Raw genomic sequence first — 24,622 nt, 5'->3', positions numbered from 1 at the left:
ATACGGATTCTTTTGTTTTATTACTATTTTTGCAGCAGAATAAATGGATATGGATAAACTTTTGGTCATACGGCAACCTATAACCGACGAACTCGACTTACTGAATAAGACCCTTACCGAGACCCTGCATACAAGCAGTCCTTTGATGAACGAGGTGATACACACTTATCTCGAAAGCAAGGGCAAGCAGATAAGGCCTATTCTGGTGCTGCTGTGCGCCAAGTTGTTCGGCCCGGTACCCCGGGCGGCAATCGACGCGGCCGCCTCGTTGGAGTTGCTGCACAATGCCAGCCTCATACACGACGATGTGGTCGACGAGTCGCAGAAGCGTCGGGGGTTACCCACCATCAATCATCTGTATGACAATCGGATAGCCGTCTTGACCGGCGATTATTTCGTGTCGTGTGCGCTCGACTGTTCGGTACGGACCCGGCAGATAGCCATCGTGGCCAGTCTGGGTACTTTGGGCCGTGAACTGGCACGTGGCGAGATAGACCAACTCTCCAACGCCCGTACGCACCGCCTCGACGAGGAGGCCTATTTCGAGGTGATTCGCCGCAAAACGGCCTCGCTCTTTTATGCCTGCATGCAGCTGGGGGCTTTGGCCGCCGGGGCTCCCGAAGCCGATGTCGAGCGGTTGAGCCGGTTTGGCGAGAAGTTGGGACTCTGTTTCCAAATCAAGGACGATATATTCGACTACTACGAAGACAAGGTGATTGGCAAACCCACCGGCAATGATTTGCGGGAGGGCAAAATCACGCTGCCGCTCATCTATGCCATCACGCATGGTACGGGTGCTGAGAATGAACAGATGCGGGCGTTGCTCTCCGAAGAGCATTTGTCGGCCGAGAGCGTGCACACGCTCATCGAGTATGCCAAACACGAAGGGGGCATCGAGTATGCCTATGAGACGATGAGGCGGATACGCAACGAGGCAGTCGCCCTGCTCGAAGGATTTCCGGCTTCCGAGACTCTCGATGCGCTCATCGCTATCCTCGACTATACCATCGAACGCGAAAAATAATTCGCCCCGCTTGGGACGACTGGATATAATCAGCGGGGCTGCTCTCTGTCAGGAGAGCAGCCCCGCTGGCTTTTATGTAGATCAATATTTGAAACTGCTGCCGCCCAGGAACTCGCGCAGGAGCGATGTGGGCGGAATCTCACGCTGGTTGATCGATAGGAAATAGCCCAGGAACCGGAGCAGACGGTGCGCCTCGGCATACTCGTGGCAGTCGTGTGGCACGGCGCTGAGTATGGGCTGTGCGTAGTCTTTCATCACGGCCAGCTCGAAGAGGAGCGACGAGTTGAACATGGCGTCGGCATTCTCCTGGTAGGGGAATATCCACTTCTCTTCGCCCCGCCGCACGCTGCCCCAGCGGGCAATGGTACTTTGAGCCGAGGCTCCGCGGTATTTGTAGTCGCGAATGATGCGGCGCAGCAGTCGGTTGTCGGCCGTCGGTATCCAGTTGTGGTCGTCGATCGAGATAGTGGTGAGGGCCGAGACGTAGATGCGGTATTTCTGATGCGGCTTGATTTGGGGCGTCAGTTCGGGATTCAACCCGTGTATCCCTTCGAGAATGAGCACCGCCCCCTCGTCGAGTTTCAGGGTGTTGCCCCTGTATTCGCGGCTGCCGGTCTCGAAGTTGTAGGTAGGCATCGGCACCGTCTCGCCCTGCAACAGTCGGTTGAGGTCCTTGTTGAAGAGGTCGAGGTCGAGGGCATAGAGCGACTCGTAGTCATAGTCGCCCGTCTCGTCGCGCGGCGTGTCCTCGCGGTTGACAAAGTAGTTGTCGAGCGAGATGGCCACCGGTTTGAGCAGGTTGGTCATGAGCTGAATCGAGAGCCGTTTCGAGAAGGTGGTTTTGCCCGACGATGAGGGTCCCGAAATGAGTACGATGCGGGTACCCTCCTCATGGTATCGGCGGGTAATGTCGTCGGCAATCTTGCTGATTTTCTTCTCGTGCAGCGCTTCGGCCACCTTGATGAGGTCGGTTGCCCGTCGGCTCTCGACCGCTTTGTTGAGGTCGCCGATGTTGCTCAACCCGATGATATGGTTGAAGGTGAGGTACTCCTTGAAGGCGTTCAGCATCTTCTCCTGCGGTTCGATGGGTGCCGGTTTCGTAGGGTCGTCGGGAGTAGGGGGCACCAGCAACACCCCGCCGTTGTATTTCATCAGGTCGAATCCCTGCAAATAGCCCGTCGAGGGGGTGAGCCAGCTGTAATACGAGTCGGCCAGTCCGTCGAGGGTGTGGTATTGCGTGTAGAGCTGGTGGGTCGATTGCAGCAGCTCGATTTTGTCGAACATGCTCTGCTGCCGGAAGGTCTCGATGGCGTCGGCCGTGTGGCATTCGATTTTCTTGAAGGGGATATCGGCCGCGATAATCTGTGCCATGCGCTCCTTGATTCGGGCAATTACCTCGGGTTTGAGCGCTTCGGGGTTGTCGAGCAGGCAGTAGTAGCCGTGCGACAGGGAGTGCTCGATGCGCAGCCGGGTGCCCGGCACAATGTCGCTGATGGCCTTGTACATGACAAAGCAGAGCGAACGCACGTAGGTGCGCATGCCCGAGGGGTGGGTGATGTCGAGAAACTCGATGTCTTTGGGACCGTACACCCGGTACCGCAACTCTTCGGTCTTGTTGTTTACATAGGCACATAGGGGGCGATGAGCCAGTTGGGGTTTTGCCATTTCGTAGATTTCGAGCAGAGTTTCACCGCCGTCTATGCGCAGGCTCTTGCCCGTGTTGACACAAAAAATGTCAAATTTTTCTCTTTCCATTGTGATTATAAAGTATGGACGAGGGTTTCACATATTGTTAATAAAAACAAAACAACAATCTTATCTCTGTGCAAGTCTTTTTATTTGTATAAATTTGCAAAGGAATGCTTTTCCAGATGCAAGATTGAGTGTTAAATATACCACAAAGAGGATAATAAAACAACTATTTAAGAAACTTTTATGGAGTACACATTTCTGGACTTCCTGACCCTGATCGGGTCGGTGGGCTTGTTCCTGTATGGAATGAAGGTCATGAGCGAAGGATTGCAGAAGGTGGCAGGCGACAGACTGCGCAATATCCTGGCTGTAATGACAAAGAATCGGTTTTCAGGAATGTTTACCGGTATATTGATTACGGCACTGATACAGAGCTCGTCGGCATCGACGGTGATGGTAGTGAGCTTCGTCAACGCGGGTCTGATGACCCTGGGGCAGTCGATGGCGGTGATTATGGGTGCCAACGTGGGAACTACCGTTACGGCCTGGATTATCTCCATCTTTGGCTTCAAGGTCAACATCACCCTGTTTGCCCTCCCGTTGATCGGTTTGGGCACTCCGCTCCTCTTTTCGAGGAACAGCACCCACAAGTCGTGGGGCGAGTTCCTCATCGGTTTCTCCTTCCTCTTCATGGGGCTCGACTACCTCAATCACTCGGTCCCCGACCTGAAAAGCAATCCCGAGATATTTGAGTTTCTCACCTCCTACACCCAGATGGGATTCCTCTCCATCTTGATATTCTGCGCCGTAGGTGCCATCGTGACCATGATCGTGCAGGCGTCGAGTGCGACGCTGGCCATCTCGCTCATCATGTGCAGCAAGGGGTGGATAACCTTCGACATTGCCGCGGCGCTGATCCTGGGGAGTAACATCGGTACCACGATAACCCCGCTGTTGGCTTCGATCAGTGCCAATGTGTCGGCCAAGCGGGCCGCGATGGGACACCTGTTGTTCAACGTGCTGGGGTCGATATGGACCTTGATACTGTACTACCCTTTTATTCGTTTTATCGTGTGGATATGTACCTCGCTGGGCGTGGGGAACCCCAACGATTTGATGGCTTTCGTATCGGCCAACGAGCAGACAAACCCTTCGCTCATCAACGCCCTGAATAACGGGGGGACCCTGCATACGCCTGATTTCGAGCAGCAGAAAGCTCATTTCGAGGCAATGCAGTTCTCGGTGTCGTTTGGGTTGTCGATGTTCCACACGGTGTTCAACGTCATCAACGTGACGATTATGATTTGGTTCACGGGGCTCTACGAGAAGATTGTCACCCGGTTGGTGCGGGTGAAGGACAAGAAGGGCGAGGAGGAGTTCCAGCTGAAATTCATCTCGCGGGGTATGTTGTCGGCTTCGGAATTGAATTTGCCTCAGGCTCATCAGGAGATTGCCGTCTATGCCGAGCGGGTGCAACGCATGTTTGGCATGGTAGAGGATTTGCTGCACGAGAAGGAGGGGAGCGAGGCTTATATGAAGCTCTACAACCGCATCGAGAAATATGAACAGATTTGCGACCGCATGGAGTTGGAGATTGCCGGCTTCCTGAATCTGGTTGTGGGCGGCCGATTGAGTTTCGACGGCAAGATGCGGGTGAACAGCATGCTCAGCATCGTGACCGAGATTGAGAGCATCGGCGACTGCTGCTACAACCTGGCCCGCACGCTGCAACGGAAGCAGGACTCGCACATCGTCTTTAACGACGAGATTATCGGCAATATCGATGCCATGTTCAAACTCAATGCCGAGGCGCTCAACAACATGGTGCTGCTCTTGTCGAGCAACGAGCCCACGATGAGCGAGATTATGGTTTCGTACAACAAGGAGTGTGAAATCAACAATTTCAGGAATCAGTTGCGCAAGTCGAACATCGAGAACATCAACAACAAGCACTATGAATACCAGGCCGGCATCTACTACATGGACATGGTGGCCGAGTGCGAACGCCTGGGCGATTACGTGATCAACGTAGTCGACGCCATCAAGCAACAAGAAGAGCGTCATGCGTAATAACGGTTGTGATGTGGAAAGACGACAACGCCCGGGAGAAACTCTCCCGGGCGTTGTCGTTATGGGTAGAGAGCCGAGGGGGCTCAGGCATTGCGGTGCAGCAGTTCGATAAGTTCGGCCACCCCCTCTGAAGCCCCTTTCTGAATGACGTGGACGGGGCGGTTTATCGGCACCCGCACCTCTTGGGGGTCGATAAGGTAGATGGGTATCTGCGGACGCACGTAGCGCAGCAGTCCGGCTGCCGGGTAGACGTTGAGCGAGGTGCCTATCACGACAAAGATATCGGCCTGCTCGGTAATCTCAATTGCCGGCTCGATCATGGGGACCGCCTCGCCAAACCACACGATGTGGGGCCGCAGCCGGTCGCCATACGGGTCGGTGGCATCGGGAGCCAGTTCATACTGGTCGGGAGTAAGTTCGTAAACCCTGCTCTCGTCCTTCACCGAGCGCACCTTGGTGAGTTCGCCATGCAGGTGAATCACGTGCGAACTGCCCGCCCGCTCGTGCAGGTTGTCGACATTCTGGGTGATGATGGTTACGTCATACTCCTTTTCGAGCGAGGCCAGCCCCTTGTGGCCCGCATTGGGCTCTACGGTGAGCAACTCCTTGCGCCGCTTGTTGTAAAATCCCTGAACCAGGGCGGGATTTCGTTCCCACCCCTCGGGGGTAGCCACATCTTCTACGGGATAGCGGTCCCACAGGCCGCCGCTGTCGCGGAAGGTAGAGAGCCCGCTCTCTACGCTCATGCCCGCTCCGGTTAATACAACCAGTCTCTTTTTCATATCTTTACAGCCTTAAAATGTTTGTCGATATACAGGGGAAGAACCCACCTAAAAGTAGTATAAAACAGCGACGGGCGCAAATGATTTATATAAAATAACGTGAGTTCGATATAAATTAAAACATCGTGAGTTGTCCGTCTTTGACAAAACGTACGTCAATGGCGGGCTTCTTTTCAAAGAAGCAGTATGCAGCTATGGCAGAGAGCGAGTTGGCAATAAAGTTATTGAAGGAACGGTGTCTGGAGTGTTCAATCTGGGCGATGTTCTTTAACTCGTCATTGACTGTTTCAATCAAAGCACGTTTTCTCAGCAGGATTTTGTCCGCTATGCTCATCAGGGAGTTCTTCATGTTGTTCTTCACTTTGGTTATCAACTGTATGCCGTTAAGAAATAGGTTCTCGAACAAGGTTTGCCCGATATACCCCTTGTCCGCACACAGTTTGCCCTTGATGTTCTTCAGGAACTTTGTCTGTTTCAGCGGTTCACGGTCATCCACATTTCCCGGAGTAAACATGAAATTGAGAATTTCACCCTTATCGTTGATGATCAGGTGAAGCTTAAACCCGAAGAACCATCCCATGGAGCATTTTCCACGTTCGGCGAGACCCTTAAAAGTCTTGTGAATCAATATGCGTTGGTTTCGGCATACACGCAGCGGTGTGGAATCCACAAAGCTGATACCGGTACAAGTACCCAACAGGACTTCCTTGATGAAAATGGTCAGCTGCAGCAGGACTTCCTTTTCCAGTTCTACAAAACGGTTATAGGACACACGTCTGGGAAAGAGATGCGTCAGATGTTTGCATACATATTCTTTGTAGTAATGCTTGAAACATCTGAAGCCTCCCGAGTGGAACAGGACTAGGATGACCATGATTTCCGCATCACTCATCCGGTTCGGCTTATTCCGATGCTTATGATTCTTGTCTTCAACCATATATTTTTCCTGTGTTTTGGCAAATTCCTTGCAAAAATCATCCGCCATACAAAAAATCTCCGTAACTTTAGCCTCTGAGAACATAGTGGTAGTCGCTTAAATGTTATAATTGAGCACTATAAATTTAATGCTTTTATCGCTATGTTCCTAATTTTCAAACTGATAATTTCAATCTTTATATCGAACTCACGTTAAAATATGTTGAAAATGTGCTCTCCGCTGTACCGGTTGGGGCGATAATTATATTTTTTTTTAAGGAGATTTTATCGAATTAAGTATAAAAACCCTATCTTCGCCACGCAAATATTGTATATCAAGTTTGCCTAACAGAACAATAGAATAGAAAATGGATAAATTGAGTTATGCATTGGGTCTCAGCATGGGGCACAATTTCCTGGGTTCGGGAATCAAATCGTTGAACGTCGAGGATTTTGCCAAGGGTGTAGAGGCCGTATACAAGCAGGAGAAACCCGAAATCAGTTTCGACGAAGCCAAACAAATCATCAACGAGTATTTCACCAATCTGCAAAACGAGATTGCCGAGGAGAACAAACGCGCCGGTGAGGCATTTCTCGCCGAGAACGCCAAGCGTCCCGGTGTCGTGGTTCTGCCCAGCGGTTTGCAATACGAGGTGCTCACCGAGGGAAAAGGTCGCAAACCGAAAGCCACCGACAAGGTACAGTGCCACTATCACGGAACCTTGATTGACGGACAGGTATTCGACAGCTCCATTCAACGGGGTACACCCGCCGTGTTCGGGGTCAATCAGGTAATTCCCGGGTGGGTAGAGGCCTTGCAGTTGATGCCCGAGGGCTCTCGCTGGAAACTCTACATACCCTCCGACTTGGCCTATGGCGAGCAGGGGGCCGGGGGCAGTATTCCCGCCAACGCTACGCTTGTATTTGAAGTGGAACTTATTAAAATATTGTAATTAATTACCTCATAAACAATGAAAAAAAGTATTTTATTTTGTGTGGCGCTTGCCGGTCTCACGGTAATGTCGTCTTGCGGAAATAAAGCCGCTACTAAATTGGAGAATGCAACCGATAGTGCCAGCTACGCACTGGGTGTTTCCAATGGTGCCCGTTTTGGCGAAGCCTTGAAGTCGGGCATGTATGACCAGTTGAAAGGTATCGACCCCGATGATTTTATGAAAGGTATGGTCGCTGCTTTGAAAACCGACTCTACGCAACGTTCCTACGAAATGGGTATGAGCCAGGGTATCTACATCAAAGAGATGCTGAACAACATCGAGAAAGGTACCGGTTTGAAAATCGATGTGGCTACCTTTGTTCAGGCTTACAAACAGGCTTTTGAAGGAGATACGACTCTGATGATTTCGGCTATGGATTCCAATACGGTTCTCGATGCTATTTTCAGAGCTGCTGCCGAGGCCAAGGAAAAAGAGGAACTTGCTCGCCTGGCCGAGACTCCCGAAGCTAAGGAAAACCTGGCCAAGGGCGAAGCCTTCCTGGCCGAGAAAGCCAAGGAAGAGGGCGTTGTAAAGACCGAATCGGGCTTGCTCTACAAGGTCGTTAAAGAGGGTCAAGGCGAAAAGGTTCAAGCCAACCAACGTGCCAAAGTATCGTACAAAGGTACGTTGATCGACGGAACTCAATTCGATGCCAATGCCAGTGCAATCTTCTCGCCTGCGGGTGTAGTGAAAGGTTTCGGCGAAGGTCTGCAACTGATGCAGAAAGGTGGCAAGTATATCCTTTACATTCCTGCCGAACTGGGTTACGGTGTACGCGGCGGTGGCGATAAGATTCCTACCAACTCGGCACTTGTATTCGAGGTAGAGGTTTTGGATATCCTGAAATAAGCCTTTCCGGTTATTGGGAGAATAGACTGTCGTTATACGATTCTTCTCCGAAAGTTGAAGATAAAAAACATATATTTCCAAGTGAGAGAGCTTGACCATTGAGGTCAAGCTCTCTTTTTATACACCCCGGGGTGTATGTCCCCTCTCATTGTTTTTTGTTCAGGTGGTTTTCTTGTAGCTCAGGATAGCCCACGATACCATGGCGGCACCGATGGCCAGCAGGCCGGCGGCATCGGTCCACACGTCGGCCAGGGTGCTGCCCTTGATGTAGATGCCGCGCATGGCATCGGCATAGTAGCGCATGGGATTCAGATAGGTGATGGCCTGGGCCCAGCCGGGCATCGAGGCGATGGGGGTGAAGATACCGCTCACGAGCATGAACACCATCATGAAAAACCAGGTGACAAACATGGCCTGCTGTGCATTGTCGCTGTAATTGGAGATTAGCAGCCCCATACCGGCCGTGACCAGAATGTTGCCGGCGGTGAAGAAATACATCAGCCCGATTGACCCGGCGCAGGAGTAGTCGAATACCCACCAGGCGATGAGGAGGCAGGCCGTGAGTACGAAAAAGGCTACCAGCCAGTAGGGAATGAGTTTGCAGAGGATAAAGACACCCCGGTTCACGGGGGTTACGTTAATCTGTTCGATGGTTCCCCGCTCCTTTTCGCTGACGATGTTAAGGGCCGGGAAGAAGCCTGTGAGCATTGTGATGGCGATGACGATGAGCGCCGGTACCATGAACAGCTTGTAGTCGAGATAGGTGTTGAAATAGTATTTCGGCGACACGTCGAGTTGAGCGCCTGTTGTCGAGCCTTGTCGGCCTGGCGCATGTTCGGCGTAGAAGCGCTGGACGCACGAGGTGAGGTATCCGGCACCGATACTCCCTTTCGTGCCGTTGATGGTGTTTACCTTGATTCCCACGGGCAGAGGTTCGCCCCGTTCGAGCGAACGGTCAAAGTCCGATTCGATGGTCAAGATGGCGTCGGCCTTGTTCCGGTCCATCTGTTGCATGGCCCAGTCGGGGTCGTCGCTCACACCCACCAGATCGAAATATCCCGAGGCGGTGCAGGTCTCGATCAGCTTCGACGAGGCCATCGTCCGGTTGTTGTCGACCACCACCAGGTCGATGTTGCGTATCTCCATGCTCACGGCAAACGGGAATACCAGCATCATCAGCACCGGGAAGGCGATGGCCATCTTGGGCAGGCCGGGGTCTCTGAAAAACTGCTTGAACTCTTTCTCCAACAAATAAAGCATGACCATAAATACTCCCTCCCTTTATAATCTCCGTTTGAACAACCGCACGCTGACGGCCAGCAGGAACAGGGTCATCAGCAGCAGAATGGTAAATTCCTGATAGATGTAGCCGAAGCCTACCCCCTCGATCATCACCTTCTTGACCATGATGATGTACCACTTGGCCGGGATAATGTCCGACACGTATTGCAGCACGACCGGCATGCTCTCGCAGGGGAAGATGATACCCGAGAAAATCATCGTGGGCATCGTGAGCCCCATGCCCGAGATGAGCAGGGCGGTCTTTTGGGTGGACGAGATGACCGAAATGAGCAGCCCGATACCCAGCGAAGCCAGAATGAAGAGTACCGAGACGACCGACAGGAGCAGCAGACTGCCCCGCAGGGGTACCCCCAGGACGAAGCGGGCCAGCAGCAGGATTGTGACCAGATTGACCAGCGACAGGACCAGATAGGGTATGGCCTTGCTGATAATCACGCCGATGGGGCGGATAGGCGAGACGAGCAGCAGCTCCATGGTGCCGCTCTCTTTCTCGCGCACAATCGAGATGGCGGTCATCATCGAGCAGACCAGCATGAGAATGAGTCCCATCACCCCGGGCACGAAGTTGTAGGACGACCGCACGGCCGGGTTGTACATGTATTGCACGTGGGGGAAGGCGGCCTGTGGCGAGTCGCCTTGTGTGCCGAGTTCGCTCTGCACGTCACTCAACACCCCGTTCACGTAGTTGACAATCATCTGGGCGGTATTGGGGTCGGAGCCGTCGCCCAGCAGACGCACCGAGGCCTGGCCGTAGTGGTGCAGCCGCTCGTCGAAGTTGCGCTCGAAACAGACCGCCACGTCCGCCCGTCCCTGGCGGAACCGTTCCGGTACCTCGGAGACTGACTCGTAGACGGCCTCGACGTTCAGGTAGGGATTCCGGTCGATGCGCTCCACGATTTGCCTCACTGCGGGGTCGTTGCTGTCGCCCACGACGTCGACCCGGGCGTTGTGCACCTCGGTGCTGACGGCAAATCCGAACAGGATAATCTGCACGACGGGCATCACCAGCACGATGAGTATGGTGCGCCTGTCCCGGAATATGTGTCGGAACTCTTTCTTGATGAAGGAAAAAAATGTTTTCATTCTCCGTCTCCTCCTATTCTCTTTGGGCACGATAGGCCAGTTTACGGAATACCGTGTCCATATCGGTCGCCCCGTAGCGCTGTTTGAGTGCGGCAGGCGTGTCAAGGTCGGCAATGACCCCGTCGACCATGATTGACACCCGGTCGCAATACTCGGCCTCGTCCATATAGTGCGTGGTGACAAATATCGTTGTGCCGCCCTCGGCCGCCTCGCAAATCAGGTCCCAGAAGAGTCGTCGGGTTTCGGGGTCGACACCCCCGGTGGGCTCGTCGAGAAAGACGATGGCCGGGTTGTGAATGAGGGCGATGCTGAAAGCCAGCTTCTGTTTCCAGCCCAAGGGGAGGTCGCCCACCAGCTCGTCTCTCAGGTCGGTCATGTTCAGGTAGCGCAGCATGGCGTCGCTCTTCTCCCGAATGCGCTTGCCGCTCAGCCCGTAGATGCCCCCGAACAGGCGGATATTCTCCCACACTTTCAGGTCGGCATAGAGCGAGAATTTCTGGCTCATGTACCCGATGTGGCGCTTGATTTTCTCCTGGTCGCGGTTCAGGTCATACCCGTTGACCGTCCCGCCACCCGAGGTGGGACGGCTCAATCCGCACAGAATCTTCATGGCGGTGGTCTTGCCGGCCCCATTGGCTCCGAGGAATCCGAAGATTTCGCCCCGGTGTACCTTGAAACTGATGTGGTCGACCGCCGTAAAGTCGCCGAATTTTTTGGTCAGTTCGTCGACCACAATAATATCGGTGTTTGGGTTCATGATTCTTGCCTTTTTTCTTTTGCCAGTTCCATGAAACAGTCTTCGATATTCGGCTCGATTTCCCGCACCACTACGTCGTGAAATCCGGCCGCTTGGAGCTTTGCTGTCAACTCTTCCGGCTGTATGGTCCCCGGTGTTACGGCCACGTGGTGCTCCGAACCGAACGAGAAGCACCGCAGCAGGCCGGGTGTGCGCCGCAGGAATTTCAACAGCGGGTAGGCCGGTTTGCCCGACACGCCGAACAGCCGGTGTGGATACTGGGCCACGATGGCGGCAGGGGTACCCGTCTCGATGATTCGCCCCTTTTGCAGGAGCGAGATGCGGTCGCAGAGGGAGGCCTCGTCCATGTAGGGAGTCGACACCAGTATGGTCACCCCCGACTCCCGAATGCGGTAGAGCATGTTCCAGAAATCCTTGCGGCTCACGGCATCGACGCCCGTGGTGGGCTCGTCGAGAAAAAGTACCGAGGGGCGGTGCACCAGGGCGCAGCAGAGGGCCAGTTTCTGTTTCATGCCGCCCGAAAGTTTCCCGGCGCGCCGGTCGCGAAAAGGCTCGATTTGAGCATAGATTTCTTCGATGTTTCCGTAGTTCTCGGCTACGGTGGTGCCGAACATCGTGGCGAAAAAGTCGAGGTTCTCGGCTACCGTCAGGTCTTGATAGAGCGAGAAGCGTCCCGGCATGTAGCCGATGCGTTGCCTGATGGCCATGAAATCTTTCACCACGTCGAGCCCTTCGATGCGGGCACTGCCGCTGTCGGGCAGGAGCAGCGTCACCAGAATGCGGAACAGCGTGGTCTTGCCGGCCCCGTCGGGACCGATGAGGCCGTAAATCTCGCCCCGCTGTATGTCGAGCGAGATGCGGTCCAGGGCCTGGCAGGTACCGTAGCGTTTGCTCACTGTTGTTACTTCGATGGCTCCCATGGTTGTGATGCTTTATTGAAACCGCACATAGGCATACATGCCCAGTTTGAGGTATCCGTCATTGTCGAGGGCGATTTTGGCGGCGTAGACCAGGTCGGCCCGTTCGTCCTTGGTCTGAATGTTCTTCGGGGTAAACTCGGCCTCGTCGGCAATCCACACCAGTCGCCCTTCATATGTGCGGGGCTTGTCGGTACCGTCCTCGATGGTCACCCGCACGGTGTCGCCCAGTTTCACCTCGGCCAGTTGGGCGGTGGTGAGGTAGGCCCGCACATAGACCTGTTTCAGGTCGGCCAGCTTGAAGAGCGATTTGCCCGAGGTGACCAGTTCGCCCGCTTCGGCAAACTTGGTCAGCACCGTGCCGTCGATGGGGGCGACGATGCGGCATTTGCTCAGCTGGTCGTCCTTCTCGGCGATTTGCACGTCGTAGAGGGCGAGCTCCTCGCGGATTCCGGCGTTGTTGCGTTCGTAGTTCTGTCGCTGGGCGGCAATCTCCCGTTCGGTCACGGCAATCTGCGACACCAGGTCGTCCACCTGCTTTCGGGTAGCGGCATCTTTGGCTTCGAGGGCCTGGTAGCGCTCGCGGTCCGATTTCAGCTTGTTCAGTTGGGCGTATTGCGAGGCCAGTTGCCGGTCGATGTCCACCCATTTGGTCTGCGTGTTGCTCCGCTTGCGCACCAACTCCTCCTTCTGCAAATAGGTCTGTACCGAGTCGATGACGCCCACCACCTCATCGGTGGTGAGCTTGTCGCCCTCGGTCAGTTGCAGGGCGATGATGCGTCCGTTGGCTTCGGCCGAAACGACTACTTCGGTAGCCTCTATCTGTCCGCAGGCGTCAAATTCGCGTGAGCGGTCGGTACAGCTGCCGAGAGCCAGCAGTGCAGCCGCTGTCGCTACATAGAAAATCTGCTTTTTCATTGCCTTTTGGTTTTATGGTTGTTCGGTTGATTATTGTCCCAATGTATTTTTCAGGTCGCAGATGGCCATGACCAGTTGCACCTGGTGGAGCGATTGGGCCACCCGGGCGTTGAACTCCTCGTCGATCATCTCCATCAGGTCGGTGAGCATGATTACCCCCTGCTTGTATTGCTCTTCGCCCGCCTGGCGTATCTCCTCGCGCAGCCGGATAATCTCGCGGTCCTGCTCGAGTACGTGTTCGGCTTTGTGCACCTCGTTCAGCTGGTCGGTCACATCGAGCATGGTGTTGAGCACGAAGGCCTCCTGCTGACGCTCGATGCGCTCCTTCTGCACGGCTATCTTGCGAATATCGTTCTTGCGCGAGTAGAGGGCTCCCAGGTTCCATTGCAGCTTCACCCCCACGGTGTAGTAGGGTTCAAACTCGTTTTTCAGGATATTCAGTCCCGGGCGACCTATACCACCCTGCAACGAGAGGTTGAGCTTGGGATAGAGGTTGGATTGCAGGTCACGGCGCTGTATCTGAGTCTGTTCCAACTGAGCCTTGTAGAGTTGCAGTTCAGGACGGGCGAGGGTAGCGGTGTCGATAGGCAGGTCGACAGGCGGCTCGACAAACCGGGCTTGCGACAGGTCCTCGCCGGTGAGGCGGCCCAGGATGTCGACATAGGCCTGGCGGTCGGCATGCAGCGACGAGATGGTCTGCTTGTAGTTGAGGATATTCACGTCGACGATACTCAGGTCCGACTGGTACGACACACCGTGCTCGATGCCGGCCAGCACCGACTCGCGGTTGCGGTAGAGGCTCTTGACGGCAATTTCGTTCTGGGCAATCTGCTTGTCGATGAGCAGGATACCCAGGAAGATGTTTTCGACCTTCTGCCGCAGACCGTAGAGCGAGACCTCCAACTGTTTGCTCTGTATCTTGGCATCGGCACTCACCAGCCGTTTTTTGTTGGCCGTTGAGCCGCCGTCCCAGATGGTCTGGCTCACCTCGCCTACCAGCGAATACTGGTCGTGGGGCAGGTTGAACTTGAACTCGGGTATCTCGAAGGGCATTTCGACTACCTTCGACTGGTATTGGGCTTTACCGCTGATGGTGAGTTGCGGCAGCCAGCTTTGACTGGCCGTCGACAGGTCATATTTCTCGGCTTCGCGAATCAGTCCGAGCTCCTGAATTTGCGGGTAGTTGTTGCGGGCCTTCTCCACACATTCGCTCAGCGTTACCTGTGCGGCGACCGACCCGGCCAGAGTGGCCCATAGCATAAGAAAAACCCATCTTTTCATCGGTATCTATCTCCCTTCCTTAACTTTCTTGTGTTTGACGTTCTATCGAGTCCGGGGCATGAGTCCCGGTATGGTTTATCGATTGGAGGCACACTGCCCGTAGAGGCGGTGATACAACAGGGCGATGACCTCTTCGTGCCGACGTTGCAGTGCTTGATCCGTTTCGGGACCGGTCATACCCGCTATGGGTTCGACGACCGGCAGAAACAGGTAGGTCGCAAAGCTCGTCGTGACGATGTCCAGAAAGAGTTGCTCGAAGGTGATGGGGTTGCATCGGCCCGCCTGTACCTCCCGGTCGAGCAGAACCTTGTGATGCCCGGCAAGTCCGGCAATCAGGTCTATGGTGCTCTCGCGGTAGCGGGCGAGCAGCTCGGGGTTGTGCCGGGCTATATCGTACAGGAATGCCACCAACTGGCGGTGCTGGTCGAAATAATCGAGCAGGCGGGTTACACCGCCTTTCAGATTTTCCCAAAACGAGACGGCTTCGGTCGACATGGCTACCCGTATCGAGGCAAACAGTTCGTGCAGGTTCTTGTCCAGTACCTTGAAGAAAATCTGCTCCTTGGTCTGGAAATAGTAGTGCAGCATGGCGTGAGTCACTCCTGCCCGTCGGGCAATCTCGGTTGTGGTAGCCAGCGAGTATCCCTTTTCGAGAAACAGCTCCTCGGCGGCAGCCATGACGGCACCCTCGGTATGTCTTCGCTTGTTTCCTACTTTTGACTGATTCATAGTGCTTTACTGATTTAACAGCTCTGTTAATTCACAAGTATAACCATTTATTGCAAGAACACCAATAAAAAATTGATTTTTAACATTGGCAGAGGATAAAGAGGGTGCTGTACTCTCTCTCTTCGCCGAATCTCCTGTTTAGCCTGGTTTCGGATAGAAAAGTGTTGTGTGAGTTCCATGGGTGCAGACCATTTGTGAAGGTTTCTCTATCTTTTTGCCAAAAAAATAGCTAAAACATAGTTGTATATTCAAAAAGAAATGATATTTTTGTCGCAAAATGATTTATGTAAATAAATTTTTATGGAAAAGATAGATAACTTAGATCGTCAGATTCTTGAGATTATCATGCGCAATGCCCGCATTCCGTCGAAGGACGTAGCCGCCGAATGCGGTGTTTCGCGTGCTGCCATTCACCAGCGTATTCAACGCATGATCGACATGCATGTGATTACCGGTTCGGGGTATCATGTAAATCCCAAATCGTTAGGTTTCAGAACATGTACCTATATCGGGGTGAAATTGGAGAAGGGTTCGATGTATCGCGATGTTGTTCCCGAGCTCGAAAAGATTCCCGAGGTGGTAGAGTGCCACTTCACGACTGGTCCCTATACGATGCTGTGCAAGCTCTATGCCCGTGACAACGAGCACCTGATGGAGTTGCTGAACGACAAGATTCAGCACATCAAGGGTGTGGTTTCGACCGAGACGCTTATCTCACTCGAACAGAGCATGAATCGCGAGATTCCGGTGATGAAGGAGTAAAGGCCATAGATTTCCCGCGGGGAGCCCCGGGGAGTATAAATAAAGACGAGGGTAACCCCCGATGCCACAAGGCGCGGGTGTTGCCCTCGTTTGTTTTTGGGGATTGAGACAACACGTCGCTCATGGCCGGGAACCGGGGGCAGGACAACTGTACAGTCTGAATTTAAGCGGGCGTGTTTGCCGAATGGTTGCGTATCATCTTTTTGCGCGTGTACCATAACATCAGCAGCGTGACGAGGGTGGCAATCGTGTCGGATACCGGCATGGCACCCCACACGCCGTCCAGGTCGAACAGGCGGGGCAGGACGAGCAACAGCGGAATGAGGAAAATGACCTGACGCGTGAGACTCATGAAGATAGCCTTTGAGGCCATACCCAGCGACTGGAACAGGTTGGTGGTGACGATTTGCAGCCCCACGATGGGGAATACCCCCATGGCGATGCGCATGCCGTGTATGGCCACCTCGATCAGGTGCTCGTCGGTGGTGAAGGCCCGTATGATGTAGTAGGGGAAGAAGGTCGAGCCTATCCACCCTACCGTAGCGCAGAGGGTAGCCACGGCGCAGGTAATCTTGAAGGCCCGCGTCATGCGGTTGTAGTTTCCGGCCCCGTAGTTGTAGCCCACGACAGGTTGCATGCCCTGGCACAGCCCTACGATAAGCATCACCACCAGCGTGGCGTAGCTGTTGAAGATACCGAAGGCCCCGATGGCTTCGTCGCCGCCGTAGCGATAGAGCGAGGTGTTGATGATGGCGTTGATTACGCTGCTGGCGATATTGACCAGGAAGGGCGACATGCCTATGGAGACGATATTGATGAGAATGGCCCATTCGAGCTTGAAGTAGCGTCGGTGAAACCGCACGTTACTGCGAGCATTGCAGAAGTGTGCCATCACGAAAACCGCCGAGATGGTCATGGCGATGTCGGTCGCGATGGCCGCTCCCTTGATACCCAATTTCAGACCGAAGATGAAGATGGGGGCAAGAATGAGGTTGGAGAAAGCCCCGATGAGCATTGTGTACATGGCCTTACCGGGATAGCCCGAGGCCCGCATCATGTTGTTGAAACTGTAACAGAGGTTGGTGAAGAGCATGCCGGGCATGATGTAGAGCAGGAACTCGCGGGCGTAGGGTATGGTGCGGTCGCTGCCGCCGAAGCTGCGCAGAATGTCGTCCATGAAGACGACGAAGAGCGAGAGGTAGCAGAGGGCAAAGGTGATGGAGAGAATGAGGCTGTTGGCCAGAATCTTCTCGGCCTTCTCCTTGTCGTCCTGTCCCAGCACAATCGAGATGCGGGCTGCCGCACCTTGACCTACCAGCATGCCGATGGCCCCCGAAATCGACATGATGGGGAAGGTGAGGGCCAGCCCCGATATGGCGTCGGGGCCCACCCCCTGCCCGATAAAGATGCGGTCGATTACGTTGTAGAGCGACATGACCATCGTTCCCACGATGGCCGGTACCGAGTATCGCCAAAGCAGTTTCCCCACGGGGAGCGTGGCCAGTTCGGCCCGAATGTCGTTCTTGCGGTTCATCGGTTATTCCTGTAATTTCAAGCCGGGTCGCACCAGTCGCCGTTGGCTTTGATAAGGGCGATGAGTTTCTCGATAGCCAGCTCTTCGGGAATATTCTTTTCGATGCAGTTCTTGCCTTTGTAGAGGCTCACCCGGTTGCGTCCGGCACCCACGTAGCCGTAGTCGGCGTCGGCCATTTCGCCGGGACCGTTCACGATACACCCCATGATACCTATTTTGAGGCCGGTGAGGTGCGAGGTAGCCGCCTTGACTCGGGCGATGGTCGTTTGCAGGTCGAACATTGTCCGTCCGCAACTGGGGCAGGAGATGTATTCGGTCTTGCTGAATCGCTTGCGGGCCGCCTGTAAAATGGTGAACATGTACTCTACGAGGCGCTGTGAGGCGATATCTCCGTCGTTGCGGAGGAATACCCCGTCGATGAGGCTGTCGAGCAGGAAGGGGCCGAAATCGGCTCCGGCCTTCACCTGCAACTCCTCGGGGTCGTTCTCGCGGTAGTACCTTTTCAGGATTACGGGACACGGGCAACCGGCCGCCGTGAGTCGAGCCAGGGCAGCCCGCAGGTCACCCACGGGGTTGGGGTGTTGCGACGAGAGAATCAGCACGACACCCTTCTCCCCGGTCAGCAGGGAGAGCAGCGAGTCGGAAATCTCGGCGGTATCGGCTTGCAGGAACCGCAGGGGAGCCCGACAGGATTTCAGGGCCTGCTCGTCGGCCGTCCCGAAGAGCGGGAAGGTGTTGTCTTGGCCGTGATAGTGGGGATAGTCGACAATCACCCGGGTGGCATCGTCGGCCGCCCGGTCGTGCGTGTAGTAGAAGTCGGCCTTTGTGCCCGACCCGGGAGTCCCTTCGGCGATGACAACCGGCTGTTCGCCGGCACCTATGCCGCCGCAAGCGGCTTTGGGTCGGTCGGCCAGCTGTTCGAGCGAGAGGTCGGGAGCCACGACCGGAGTGTGTCCGGCCCGGGCCGTGATGTAGTCGACCAGCTTGCGGGCCACCGGTACTTCGGCCTCGGGAGCCTCGCTCAGCGAGACTCTGATGGTGTCGCCGATGCCGTCGGCCAGCAGGGTGCCTATGCCCACGGCCGATTTGATTCGTCCGTCCTCGCCGTCGCCGGCCTCGGTTACCCCCAGATGCAGCGGGTAGCACATGCCCTCAGCCTCCATCGTTTTGATGAGCAGCCGCACGGTCTGTACCATGACCACCGTATTGGAGGCCTTGATGGAGATAACCACATCGTCGAAATGTTCGTCGCGGCAGATGCGCAGGAACTCCATGCACGATTCCACCATGCCGGCCGGCGTGTCGCCGTAGCGGCTCATGATGCGGTCGGAGAGCGAGCCGTGGTTTACCCCCAGCCGAATGGCCGTGTGATGTGCCTTGCAGATGTCGAGGAAGGCGACGAAGCGCTCCCTGAGCCGTTGCAGTTCGGCGGCATACTCCTCGTCGGTATAGTCGATTTGCTTGAAGGTGCGGGCACTGTCGACGAAGTTACCGGGATTGATACGAACCTTCTCGACGGTGCAGGCAGCGGCATCGGCCGCCTTGGGGTTGAAGTGAATGTCGGCAATCAAGGGGGTGTGGTATCCCCGGGCAAGCAGCCCCTTCTTGATTTCGGCCAGGTTCTCGGCTTCGCGCACACCCTGGGCGGTGAGCCGCACATAGTCGGCCCCGGCCTCGATGATGCGGATACACTGCTCCACGCTGCCCGGGGTGTCGAGGGTAGAGGTGTTGGTCATCGACTGTATGCGTATGGGGTATTCCCCGCCGAGGGGCGTGTCGCCGATGTGTACGACACTGCTTTTCCGGCGATGATAGTTGTAGTAATCCATGATAAAAGCGAACGGTATGAATAAGAATCAGTTGGTTTTGAACTTGTATTTGACCTCGGCCAGCGCTTCGTTGGCGGCGACGATCTTTTGCGTCAATCCGGCTTTGTATTTCTCCACCTTTTCGGCAATGGCGGCATCGCCCAGAGCCAGCATCTGGGTGGCCAGGATAGCGGCGTTGAGCGAGGCGTTGATACCCACGGTGGCTACGGGGATTCCCGGGGGCATCTGTACGATGGCCAGCAGGGCGTCGAGACCTTCCATACCCGATTTGATGGGCACACCGATAACCGGCAGGGGAGTCATCGAGGCGATGACTCCGGGCAGGTGAGCCGCCATGCCGGCAGCCGCGATGATTACTTTGATGCCGCGCGCTTTGGCTCCTTTGGCAAACTCTTCGACCTGAGCCGGTGTGCGATGGGCCGAGAGGGCCAGCATCTCGAAGGGGATTTCGCACTCGTCGAGCAGCTTGGCGGCCTTTTCCATGACGGGGAGGTCGGAGGTGCTCCCCATGATGATACTTACAACAGGTTTCATAGTGGTATATATTACTTATCGTTATAGGTTATGCAAAGATATAAAACATTGACACGCAGCAGAGCACTCCCAGGCTGAATCCGGCTCCTACCTGTCCCAACGTGTGGCGGTTGAGCAGAATGCGCGATGAGCCTATGGCTCCGGCCAGTAACAGCGTGATGAGTTGTAGCGGGAGAATATAGGGCTTGAGCATGAGTCCGTAGAAACTCATGAGAAAGACCAGCGTGACCATCGAACCGGCTGCAATCATGTGGGCGCTTATCTTCCAGTAGCGGTTGATGAAGAGGGCGAGGATAAGTGAAATGAGAGCGGCAGCTATGAAAGAGAGTATCCAGCTGGGTATTCCGAACCGATAGAGGTAGAGGTAGCAGGCCACGTAGCAGACAAAGTTGATGATGTAGGGTACCGTGCGCTCGGTGCGGTTGTGCAGTCTGACATCGCTGATGTGTCCCGTCTTGTAGAGGATATAGATGCCCAGCGACGGCAACACACAGGTGGTGAGCAGTACGCCTGTGACGATGATACCCAGCAGCCGGTCGCCGAAGATGCGCATGTATGAGGTGTAGAGCGCGATGGCTATGCCGTAGGTGGGCATGAGCAGCGGGTGGAACAGGGTCGACAGCAGGGTAGCCAGTTTTTTCATTTTCGTTCGTGGGTTTAATGGGTTCATATCTCTTTTCTCAACCGGGCCACAGGAATGGAGAGTTGTTCCCGATACTTGGCGATGGTGCGTCGCGCGATGGGGTATCCCTTCTGTTGCAGCAATTCGCACAGCTTGTCGTCGGAGAGTGGTTTGTGCTTGTCTTCATGCTCGACCAACTCTTGCAGCAGCCGTTTGATTTCGCGGGTCGAAACCTCCTCGCCGGCATCGTTCTGCATCGACTCGGAGAAGAAATATTTTAACGGATAAATACCGAAATTTGTTTGCACGTACTTGCTGTTGCTGGCGCGCGAGATGGTCGAGATGTCATATCCGGTGCGCTCGGCCACATCTTTCAGAATCATGGGTTTGAGCGTGCGTTCGTCGCCGGTGAGGAAAAACTCCTTTTGCAGTTCGACAATCACGGTGATGGTTTTGAGCAGCGTCTCCTGCCGCTGTTTCACGGCATTGACAAACCACTGGGCGGCGTCGAGTTTCTGCTTGACAAACAGCAGGGCGTCGCGCTTGTCGCGCGTCTGGTTCTGCTTGTTCGAGGAGTAGTCTTCGAGCATGTCCTGATAGTCGCGGCTCACGTGCAGCTCGGGAATGTTGCTGTTGTTGAGGCTGATGGAGAGCTCGCCGTCCTGAGCCTCGACGTAGAAGTCGGGTATGATATGGTGCTCGGTGTTGCCCGAGTAGCTGTTGTTCCAGGCGCTGCCCGGCTTGGGGTTGAGTTGGGTGATTTCCCGAATGGCCTGTTTCAACTCCTCTTCGCTCACGTTGCACTGGCGCATGATTTTGTCGTAGTGCTTCTTGGAGAACTCGTCGAACATCTGGTCGACAATCTTGTAGGCCAGCAGGTTGGCGGGAGTTCCCTCGTGGCGTTCGAGTTGCAGCAGCAGGCATTCGCGCAGGTTCGAGGCCCCCACGCCGGCGGGCTCGAACTCTTGAATCATTTGCAGAATATCCTCGACCTGACTCACCGGTACATCGAGCCCCACCTGAAAGATGAGGTCGTCGGTGATGGCCTGTATGGGGCGTTGCAGGTAGCCGTTGTCGTCGATGTTGCCGATGATGTACTGGGCTATCTGGTAGGAGGTGTCGTCGAGCGACAGTTCGCCCAGCTGACTTTCGAGGTAGTCGTGAAACGACGAGGCCGAGACAAAGGGTATGTCGTCTTTTTTGTCGTCCTTCGAGAAGTTGTCGGCTTCGAGGCGGTAGTCGGGAATATCGTCCTCGGTGCGGTAGTCGCCCAGCGAGAGTTCCTCGGCCGACTCGGTGGGGTTCCCGTCTTCGTCGGCGTTGGGGTTGAAGTCGTTCAGGCTGTCGAGACTTTCTTCCCGCCCCTCTTCCAGAGCGGGGTTGTCGACCAGCTCCTGCTGCACGCGCTCTTCAAACTCGACTTCGGTGAGTTCGAGGAGCCGAATGAGTTGTATCTGCTGGGGTGAGAGCTTTTGTTGCAGCTTCTGTTGTAGCTGCTGTTTCAGTGCTGCCATAGGACGAGAATCATTTGCAAACGAAGGTAACGATTTTTACGCTAAATAAGTAAAAAAATGAGAATTTTTAACCCCGCACAATATATGTTTGAAATAGGCGCGGGAAGGGGATTCTGCCGTTGTGGTCGGTCGAGTCCGTAGCCGTGGCGGTGGGGCGATAAAAAAAGAGCCGCATATCGGGCAGATATGCGGCTCGTATGACGACAGGCCAGAGGCCTTGTTACGCTTGCTTATTGTTGGTTGTTTTTGTTGCCGTTGCGGTTCTCGCCGTGGTGACGGTCGTTGCGCGGGGCTCTTTCGGGACGGGGCAACAAGGCTTTCATCGACAGACGGTATTTGCCGGTTTTCTTGTCGATTTCGAGGAGTTTCACCGTGACTTCGTCGCCTTCGTGGATACCCGAGGTCTCCATCGATTCGAGACGGTCCCAGCTGATTTCAGAGATGTGGAGCAGACCGTCTTTGCCGGGGAGAATCTCTACGAATGCACCGAAGGGCAGAATCGATTTGACCACGCCGGTATAGATTTCGCCCTCTTCGGGTTGAGCCGTGATGGCCTTGATGCGGCGTTTGGCCTCCTGAATCGAGTCGAGGTTGGCAGCCGAGATTTCGATGTGACCCTCGTTGTTGATTTCGTCGATGGTAACGATGGCACCGCTGGCCTCCTGTATGCTTTGAATAATTTTCCCGCCCGGGCCGATAACGGCACCAATCATGTCTTTGGGGATAATCATCGTCTCGATGCGAGGAGCGTGCGGTTTGAGGTCGGCGCGCGGCTCGGCAATCGTGCTGGTGATGATGTTGAGAATGTGCATACGACCTTCGCGAGCCTGGTTCAAGGCTTTTTCGAGAATCTCGTAGGAGAGACCGTCGCACTTGATATCCATCTGGGTAGCCGTGATACCGTCGCGGGTACCGGTTACCTTGAAGTCCATGTCGCCGAGGTGGTCCTCGTCACCGAGAATATCGGAGAGAATGGCATATTTCACATTGTCTTTGTCGGTGATCAATCCCATGGCGATACCCGATACCGGTTTCTTGATTTGAACACCGGCGTCCATCAGGGCAAGGGTACCGGCGCAAACGGTAGCCATCGACGACGAACCGTTCGATTCGAGGATATCCGATACGACGCGGATTACATAGGGATAATCCTTCGGGATCATGCGTTTGAGAGCGCGGTTGGCCAGGTTGCCGTGACCGATTTCACGACGGCCTACGCCGCGTTGAGCCTTGGCTTCGCCGGTTGAGAAGGGCGGGAAGTTGTAGTGCAGCAGGAAGCGGTCGCGACCTTGGTTGAGCACGTCGTCGAGAATCTTCTCGTCGAGTTTGGTACCCAGCGTAACGGTGGCCAGGGCCTGCGTCTCACCACGGGTAAATACGGCCGATCCGTGAGGACCCGGCAGGTAGTTGACTTCGCACCAGATGGGGCGAATCTGTGTGGTGGTACGACCGTCGAGACGGATACCTTCGTCGAGAATGCAGCGACGCACGGCCTCTTTCTCTACGTCGTGGTAGTAGCGTTTTACGAGAGCCTCTTTTTCGGCGAGTTCCTCTTCGCTCAGTCCGGCCAGATAGTCGTCGACAATGGCGTCGAAGGCGTTTTGGCGGGCGTGTTTGTCGGCGTTACCCGAACGGGCAATGGCATAAGCCTTGTCATAGCATTTGGCCCATACGTCTTTGCGCAAATCTTCGTCGTTGGTCTCGTGGCAGTATTCGCGTTTCACGGTTGAGCCTACGGCTTCGGCCAGTTCTTTCTGTACCAGGCAGTGAACCTTGATGGCTTCGTGGGCGGCTTTGAGGGCTTCGAGCAGGTCGGCCTCCGAAACTTCGTCCATTTCGCCTTCCACCATCATGATGTTCTCATAGGTAGCACCTACCATCAAGTCCATGTCGGCTCTTTCGAGTTCGCTGAACGTGGGGTTGATTTTGAATTTGCCGTCGATGCGGGCTACACGTACTTCCGAAATAGGTCCGTTGAAGGGAATGTCCGATACGGCGAGAGCGGCCGAAGCAGCCAAACCGGCCAGGGCATCGGGCATGTCGACACCGTCGGTCGAGAACAGCATGATGTTCACGAACGTGTCGGCGTGATAGTTGTCGGGGAACAAGGGACGCAATACGCGGTCCACCAGACGGGCGGTAAGTATCTCGTAGTCTGAAGCTCGGCCTTCACGTTTGGTAAAACCTCCGGGGAAACGGCCGAAAGCTGAATAACGCTCTTTGTATTCTACTTGCAAAGGCATGAAATCCACGCCTTCACCGGCTTCTTGTGCCGAACATACCGTGGCCAACAGCATGGTGTTGCCCATGCGCACTTCTACGGCCCCATCGGCCTGCTTGGCGAGCTTGCCGGTTTCGATGGTGATGGTCCTTCCATCACCCAAATCGATGGTCTTCTTAATTACTTGTTTAATCATAAAATCGATTTTTCTATATTTTTTTCATCTCAAAATCACGCAAAGATAATGAAAGTTTGAATGCAAAACTATGATTATGAAATAAAATGAAAAAAA

At 54.8% G+C, this 24,622-nt stretch carries 20 protein-coding genes and 1 pseudogene; 5 read left to right on the top strand and 16 right to left on the bottom strand.

Annotation, left to right across the window (positions count from 1 at the left end; all coding sequences use genetic code 11):
• The first annotated feature begins 49 nt into the window (after window positions 1-49).
• A complete protein-coding gene (locus tag BARVI_RS07095) occupies window positions 50-1,024 on the top strand; it encodes a polyprenyl synthetase family protein (protein ID WP_025278563.1) in 975 nt (324 codons plus the stop codon).
• An 81-nt stretch (window positions 1,025-1,105) separates the two neighbouring features.
• On the opposite strand, the gene BARVI_RS07090 is transcribed toward BARVI_RS07095, so the two are convergent.
• On the bottom strand, window positions 1,106-2,779 hold the full coding sequence (locus BARVI_RS07090; protein ID WP_025278562.1) for a nucleoside kinase: 1,674 nt from the start codon (window positions 2,777-2,779) through the stop codon (window positions 1,106-1,108).
• A 180-nt stretch (window positions 2,780-2,959) separates the two neighbouring features.
• Here BARVI_RS07090 and BARVI_RS07085 point away from each other — a divergent pair, with 180 nt between their 5' ends.
• Complete coding sequence (locus tag BARVI_RS07085; protein WP_025278561.1) at window positions 2,960-4,786, top strand: Na/Pi cotransporter family protein; 1,827 nt, start codon at window positions 2,960-2,962, stop codon at window positions 4,784-4,786.
• Between the two features lie 83 nt (window positions 4,787-4,869).
• Here BARVI_RS07085 and BARVI_RS07080 read toward each other — a convergent pair whose 3' ends face one another.
• Window positions 4,870-5,568, bottom strand: a complete 699-nt coding sequence (locus BARVI_RS07080) for an SIR2 family NAD-dependent protein deacylase (RefSeq protein ID WP_025278560.1) — start codon at window positions 5,566-5,568, stop codon at window positions 4,870-4,872.
• 115 nt (window positions 5,569-5,683) lie between these two features.
• A complete protein-coding gene (locus BARVI_RS07075) occupies window positions 5,684-6,589 on the bottom strand; it encodes an IS982 family transposase (protein WP_025277710.1) in 906 nt (301 codons plus the stop codon).
• Between the two features lie 262 nt (window positions 6,590-6,851).
• On the opposite strand from BARVI_RS07075, the gene BARVI_RS07070 reads away from it, so the two are divergent.
• Window positions 6,852-7,436, top strand: coding sequence for an FKBP-type peptidyl-prolyl cis-trans isomerase (locus tag BARVI_RS07070; protein WP_025278559.1), 585 nt, complete (start codon window positions 6,852-6,854; stop codon window positions 7,434-7,436).
• Between the two features lie 18 nt (window positions 7,437-7,454).
• Complete coding sequence (locus BARVI_RS07065; protein WP_084547016.1) at window positions 7,455-8,327, top strand: FKBP-type peptidyl-prolyl cis-trans isomerase N-terminal domain-containing protein; 873 nt, start codon at window positions 7,455-7,457, stop codon at window positions 8,325-8,327.
• Between the two features lie 159 nt (window positions 8,328-8,486).
• Here the strand turns inward: BARVI_RS07065 and BARVI_RS07060 are convergent, their stop codons facing one another.
• The 7 genes and pseudogenes from BARVI_RS07060 to BARVI_RS12965 form a co-directional block, all read right to left on the bottom strand.
• Window positions 8,487-9,593 carry an ABC transporter permease gene (locus BARVI_RS07060; RefSeq protein ID WP_025278557.1) on the bottom strand — a complete coding sequence of 369 codons (1,107 nt, stop codon included), beginning with the start codon at window positions 9,591-9,593 and terminating at the stop codon, window positions 8,487-8,489.
• 15 nt (window positions 9,594-9,608) lie between these two features.
• Window positions 9,609-10,712, bottom strand: coding sequence for an ABC transporter permease (locus BARVI_RS07055; RefSeq protein ID WP_025278556.1), 1,104 nt, complete (start codon window positions 10,710-10,712; stop codon window positions 9,609-9,611).
• 13 nt (window positions 10,713-10,725) lie between these two features.
• Window positions 10,726-11,451: pseudogene (locus BARVI_RS07050) on the bottom strand (ABC transporter ATP-binding protein); the annotation flags it as partial.
• Window positions 11,452-11,465: 14 nt separating this feature from the next.
• Complete coding sequence (locus BARVI_RS07045; protein WP_025278554.1) at window positions 11,466-12,389, bottom strand: ABC transporter ATP-binding protein; 924 nt, start codon at window positions 12,387-12,389, stop codon at window positions 11,466-11,468.
• 12 nt (window positions 12,390-12,401) lie between these two features.
• Window positions 12,402-13,304 (bottom strand): HlyD family secretion protein, encoded by a 903-nt coding sequence (locus tag BARVI_RS07040; protein WP_025278553.1) that lies wholly within the window; start codon window positions 13,302-13,304, stop codon window positions 12,402-12,404.
• A 30-nt stretch (window positions 13,305-13,334) separates the two neighbouring features.
• Entirely contained in the window at window positions 13,335-14,564 is a 1,230-nt protein-coding gene (locus tag BARVI_RS07035) for a TolC family protein (RefSeq protein WP_051401103.1), read from the bottom strand.
• 96 nt (window positions 14,565-14,660) lie between these two features.
• Complete coding sequence (locus BARVI_RS12965) at window positions 14,661-15,314, bottom strand: TetR/AcrR family transcriptional regulator (protein WP_025278551.1); 654 nt, start codon at window positions 15,312-15,314, stop codon at window positions 14,661-14,663.
• A gap of 300 nt (window positions 15,315-15,614) precedes the next feature.
• Here BARVI_RS12965 and BARVI_RS07025 point away from each other — a divergent pair, with 300 nt between their 5' ends.
• A complete protein-coding gene (locus BARVI_RS07025; RefSeq protein WP_025278550.1) occupies window positions 15,615-16,076 on the top strand; it encodes an Lrp/AsnC family transcriptional regulator in 462 nt (153 codons plus the stop codon).
• A gap of 163 nt (window positions 16,077-16,239) precedes the next feature.
• Here the strand turns inward: BARVI_RS07025 and BARVI_RS07020 are convergent, their stop codons facing one another.
• The 6 genes from BARVI_RS07020 to pnp all read right to left on the bottom strand — a co-directional run bounded on the left by BARVI_RS07020 (window position 16,240) and on the right by pnp (window position 24,526).
• Window positions 16,240-17,610 (bottom strand): MATE family efflux transporter, encoded by a 1,371-nt coding sequence (locus tag BARVI_RS07020; RefSeq protein WP_025278549.1) that lies wholly within the window; start codon window positions 17,608-17,610, stop codon window positions 16,240-16,242.
• Window positions 17,611-17,627: 17 nt separating this feature from the next.
• Window positions 17,628-19,439, bottom strand: coding sequence for a 4-hydroxy-3-methylbut-2-en-1-yl diphosphate synthase (locus BARVI_RS07015; RefSeq protein WP_025278548.1), 1,812 nt, complete (start codon window positions 19,437-19,439; stop codon window positions 17,628-17,630).
• Window positions 19,440-19,466: 27 nt separating this feature from the next.
• Window positions 19,467-19,973 carry a 5-(carboxyamino)imidazole ribonucleotide mutase gene (gene purE / locus BARVI_RS07010; RefSeq protein ID WP_025278547.1) on the bottom strand — a complete coding sequence of 169 codons (507 nt, stop codon included), beginning with the start codon at window positions 19,971-19,973 and terminating at the stop codon, window positions 19,467-19,469.
• Between the two features lie 28 nt (window positions 19,974-20,001).
• Window positions 20,002-20,616 (bottom strand): hypothetical protein, encoded by a 615-nt coding sequence (locus BARVI_RS07005; RefSeq protein WP_025278546.1) that lies wholly within the window; start codon window positions 20,614-20,616, stop codon window positions 20,002-20,004.
• Between the two features lie 23 nt (window positions 20,617-20,639).
• Window positions 20,640-22,109, bottom strand: a complete 1,470-nt coding sequence (gene rpoN / locus BARVI_RS07000) for an RNA polymerase factor sigma-54 (protein ID WP_038534303.1) — start codon at window positions 22,107-22,109, stop codon at window positions 20,640-20,642.
• A gap of 230 nt (window positions 22,110-22,339) precedes the next feature.
• On the bottom strand, window positions 22,340-24,526 hold the full coding sequence (pnp, locus tag BARVI_RS06995) for a polyribonucleotide nucleotidyltransferase (protein ID WP_025278544.1): 2,187 nt from the start codon (window positions 24,524-24,526) through the stop codon (window positions 22,340-22,342).
• Between the last annotated feature and the right edge of the window lie 96 nt (window positions 24,527-24,622).

It is taken from the genome of Barnesiella viscericola DSM 18177, from assembly GCF_000512915.1.
Taxonomy (GTDB): domain Bacteria; phylum Bacteroidota; class Bacteroidia; order Bacteroidales; family Barnesiellaceae; genus Barnesiella; species Barnesiella viscericola.
This window is presented reverse-complemented; position numbering and strand designations above follow the sequence as displayed.

Bases quoted from the DNA above. Each gene is read 5' to 3' on its own strand.
- BARVI_RS07095 (WP_025278563.1), top strand. From the start codon at position 50: ATGGATAAACTTTTGGTCATACGGCAACCTATAACCGACGAACTCGAC.
- BARVI_RS07090 (WP_025278562.1), bottom strand. From the start codon at position 2,779: ATGGAAAGAGAAAAATTTGACATTTTTTGTGTCAACACGGGCAAGAGC.
- BARVI_RS07085 (WP_025278561.1), top strand. From the start codon at position 2,960: ATGGAGTACACATTTCTGGACTTCCTGACCCTGATCGGGTCGGTGGGC.
- BARVI_RS07080 (WP_025278560.1), bottom strand. From the start codon at position 5,568: ATGAAAAAGAGACTGGTTGTATTAACCGGAGCGGGCATGAGCGTAGAG.
- BARVI_RS07075 (WP_025277710.1), bottom strand. From the start codon at position 6,589: ATGTTCTCAGAGGCTAAAGTTACGGAGATTTTTTGTATGGCGGATGAT.
- BARVI_RS07070 (WP_025278559.1), top strand. From the start codon at position 6,852: ATGGATAAATTGAGTTATGCATTGGGTCTCAGCATGGGGCACAATTTC.
- BARVI_RS07065 (WP_084547016.1), top strand. From the start codon at position 7,455: ATGAAAAAAAGTATTTTATTTTGTGTGGCGCTTGCCGGTCTCACGGTA.
- BARVI_RS07060 (WP_025278557.1), bottom strand. From the start codon at position 9,593: ATGGTCATGCTTTATTTGTTGGAGAAAGAGTTCAAGCAGTTTTTCAGA.
- BARVI_RS07055 (WP_025278556.1), bottom strand. From the start codon at position 10,712: ATGAAAACATTTTTTTCCTTCATCAAGAAAGAGTTCCGACACATATTC.
- BARVI_RS07045 (WP_025278554.1), bottom strand. From the start codon at position 12,389: ATGGGAGCCATCGAAGTAACAACAGTGAGCAAACGCTACGGTACCTGC.
- BARVI_RS07040 (WP_025278553.1), bottom strand. From the start codon at position 13,304: ATGAAAAAGCAGATTTTCTATGTAGCGACAGCGGCTGCACTGCTGGCT.
- BARVI_RS07035 (WP_051401103.1), bottom strand. From the start codon at position 14,564: ATGCTATGGGCCACTCTGGCCGGGTCGGTCGCCGCACAGGTAACGCTG.
- BARVI_RS12965 (WP_025278551.1), bottom strand. From the start codon at position 15,314: ATGAATCAGTCAAAAGTAGGAAACAAGCGAAGACATACCGAGGGTGCC.
- BARVI_RS07025 (WP_025278550.1), top strand. From the start codon at position 15,615: ATGGAAAAGATAGATAACTTAGATCGTCAGATTCTTGAGATTATCATG.
- BARVI_RS07020 (WP_025278549.1), bottom strand. From the start codon at position 17,610: ATGAACCGCAAGAACGACATTCGGGCCGAACTGGCCACGCTCCCCGTG.
- BARVI_RS07015 (WP_025278548.1), bottom strand. From the start codon at position 19,439: ATGGATTACTACAACTATCATCGCCGGAAAAGCAGTGTCGTACACATC.
- purE (WP_025278547.1), bottom strand. From the start codon at position 19,973: ATGAAACCTGTTGTAAGTATCATCATGGGGAGCACCTCCGACCTCCCC.
- BARVI_RS07005 (WP_025278546.1), bottom strand. From the start codon at position 20,616: ATGAAAAAACTGGCTACCCTGCTGTCGACCCTGTTCCACCCGCTGCTC.
- rpoN (WP_038534303.1), bottom strand. From the start codon at position 22,109: ATGGCAGCACTGAAACAGCAGCTACAACAGAAGCTGCAACAAAAGCTC.
- pnp (WP_025278544.1), bottom strand. From the start codon at position 24,526: ATGATTAAACAAGTAATTAAGAAGACCATCGATTTGGGTGATGGAAGG.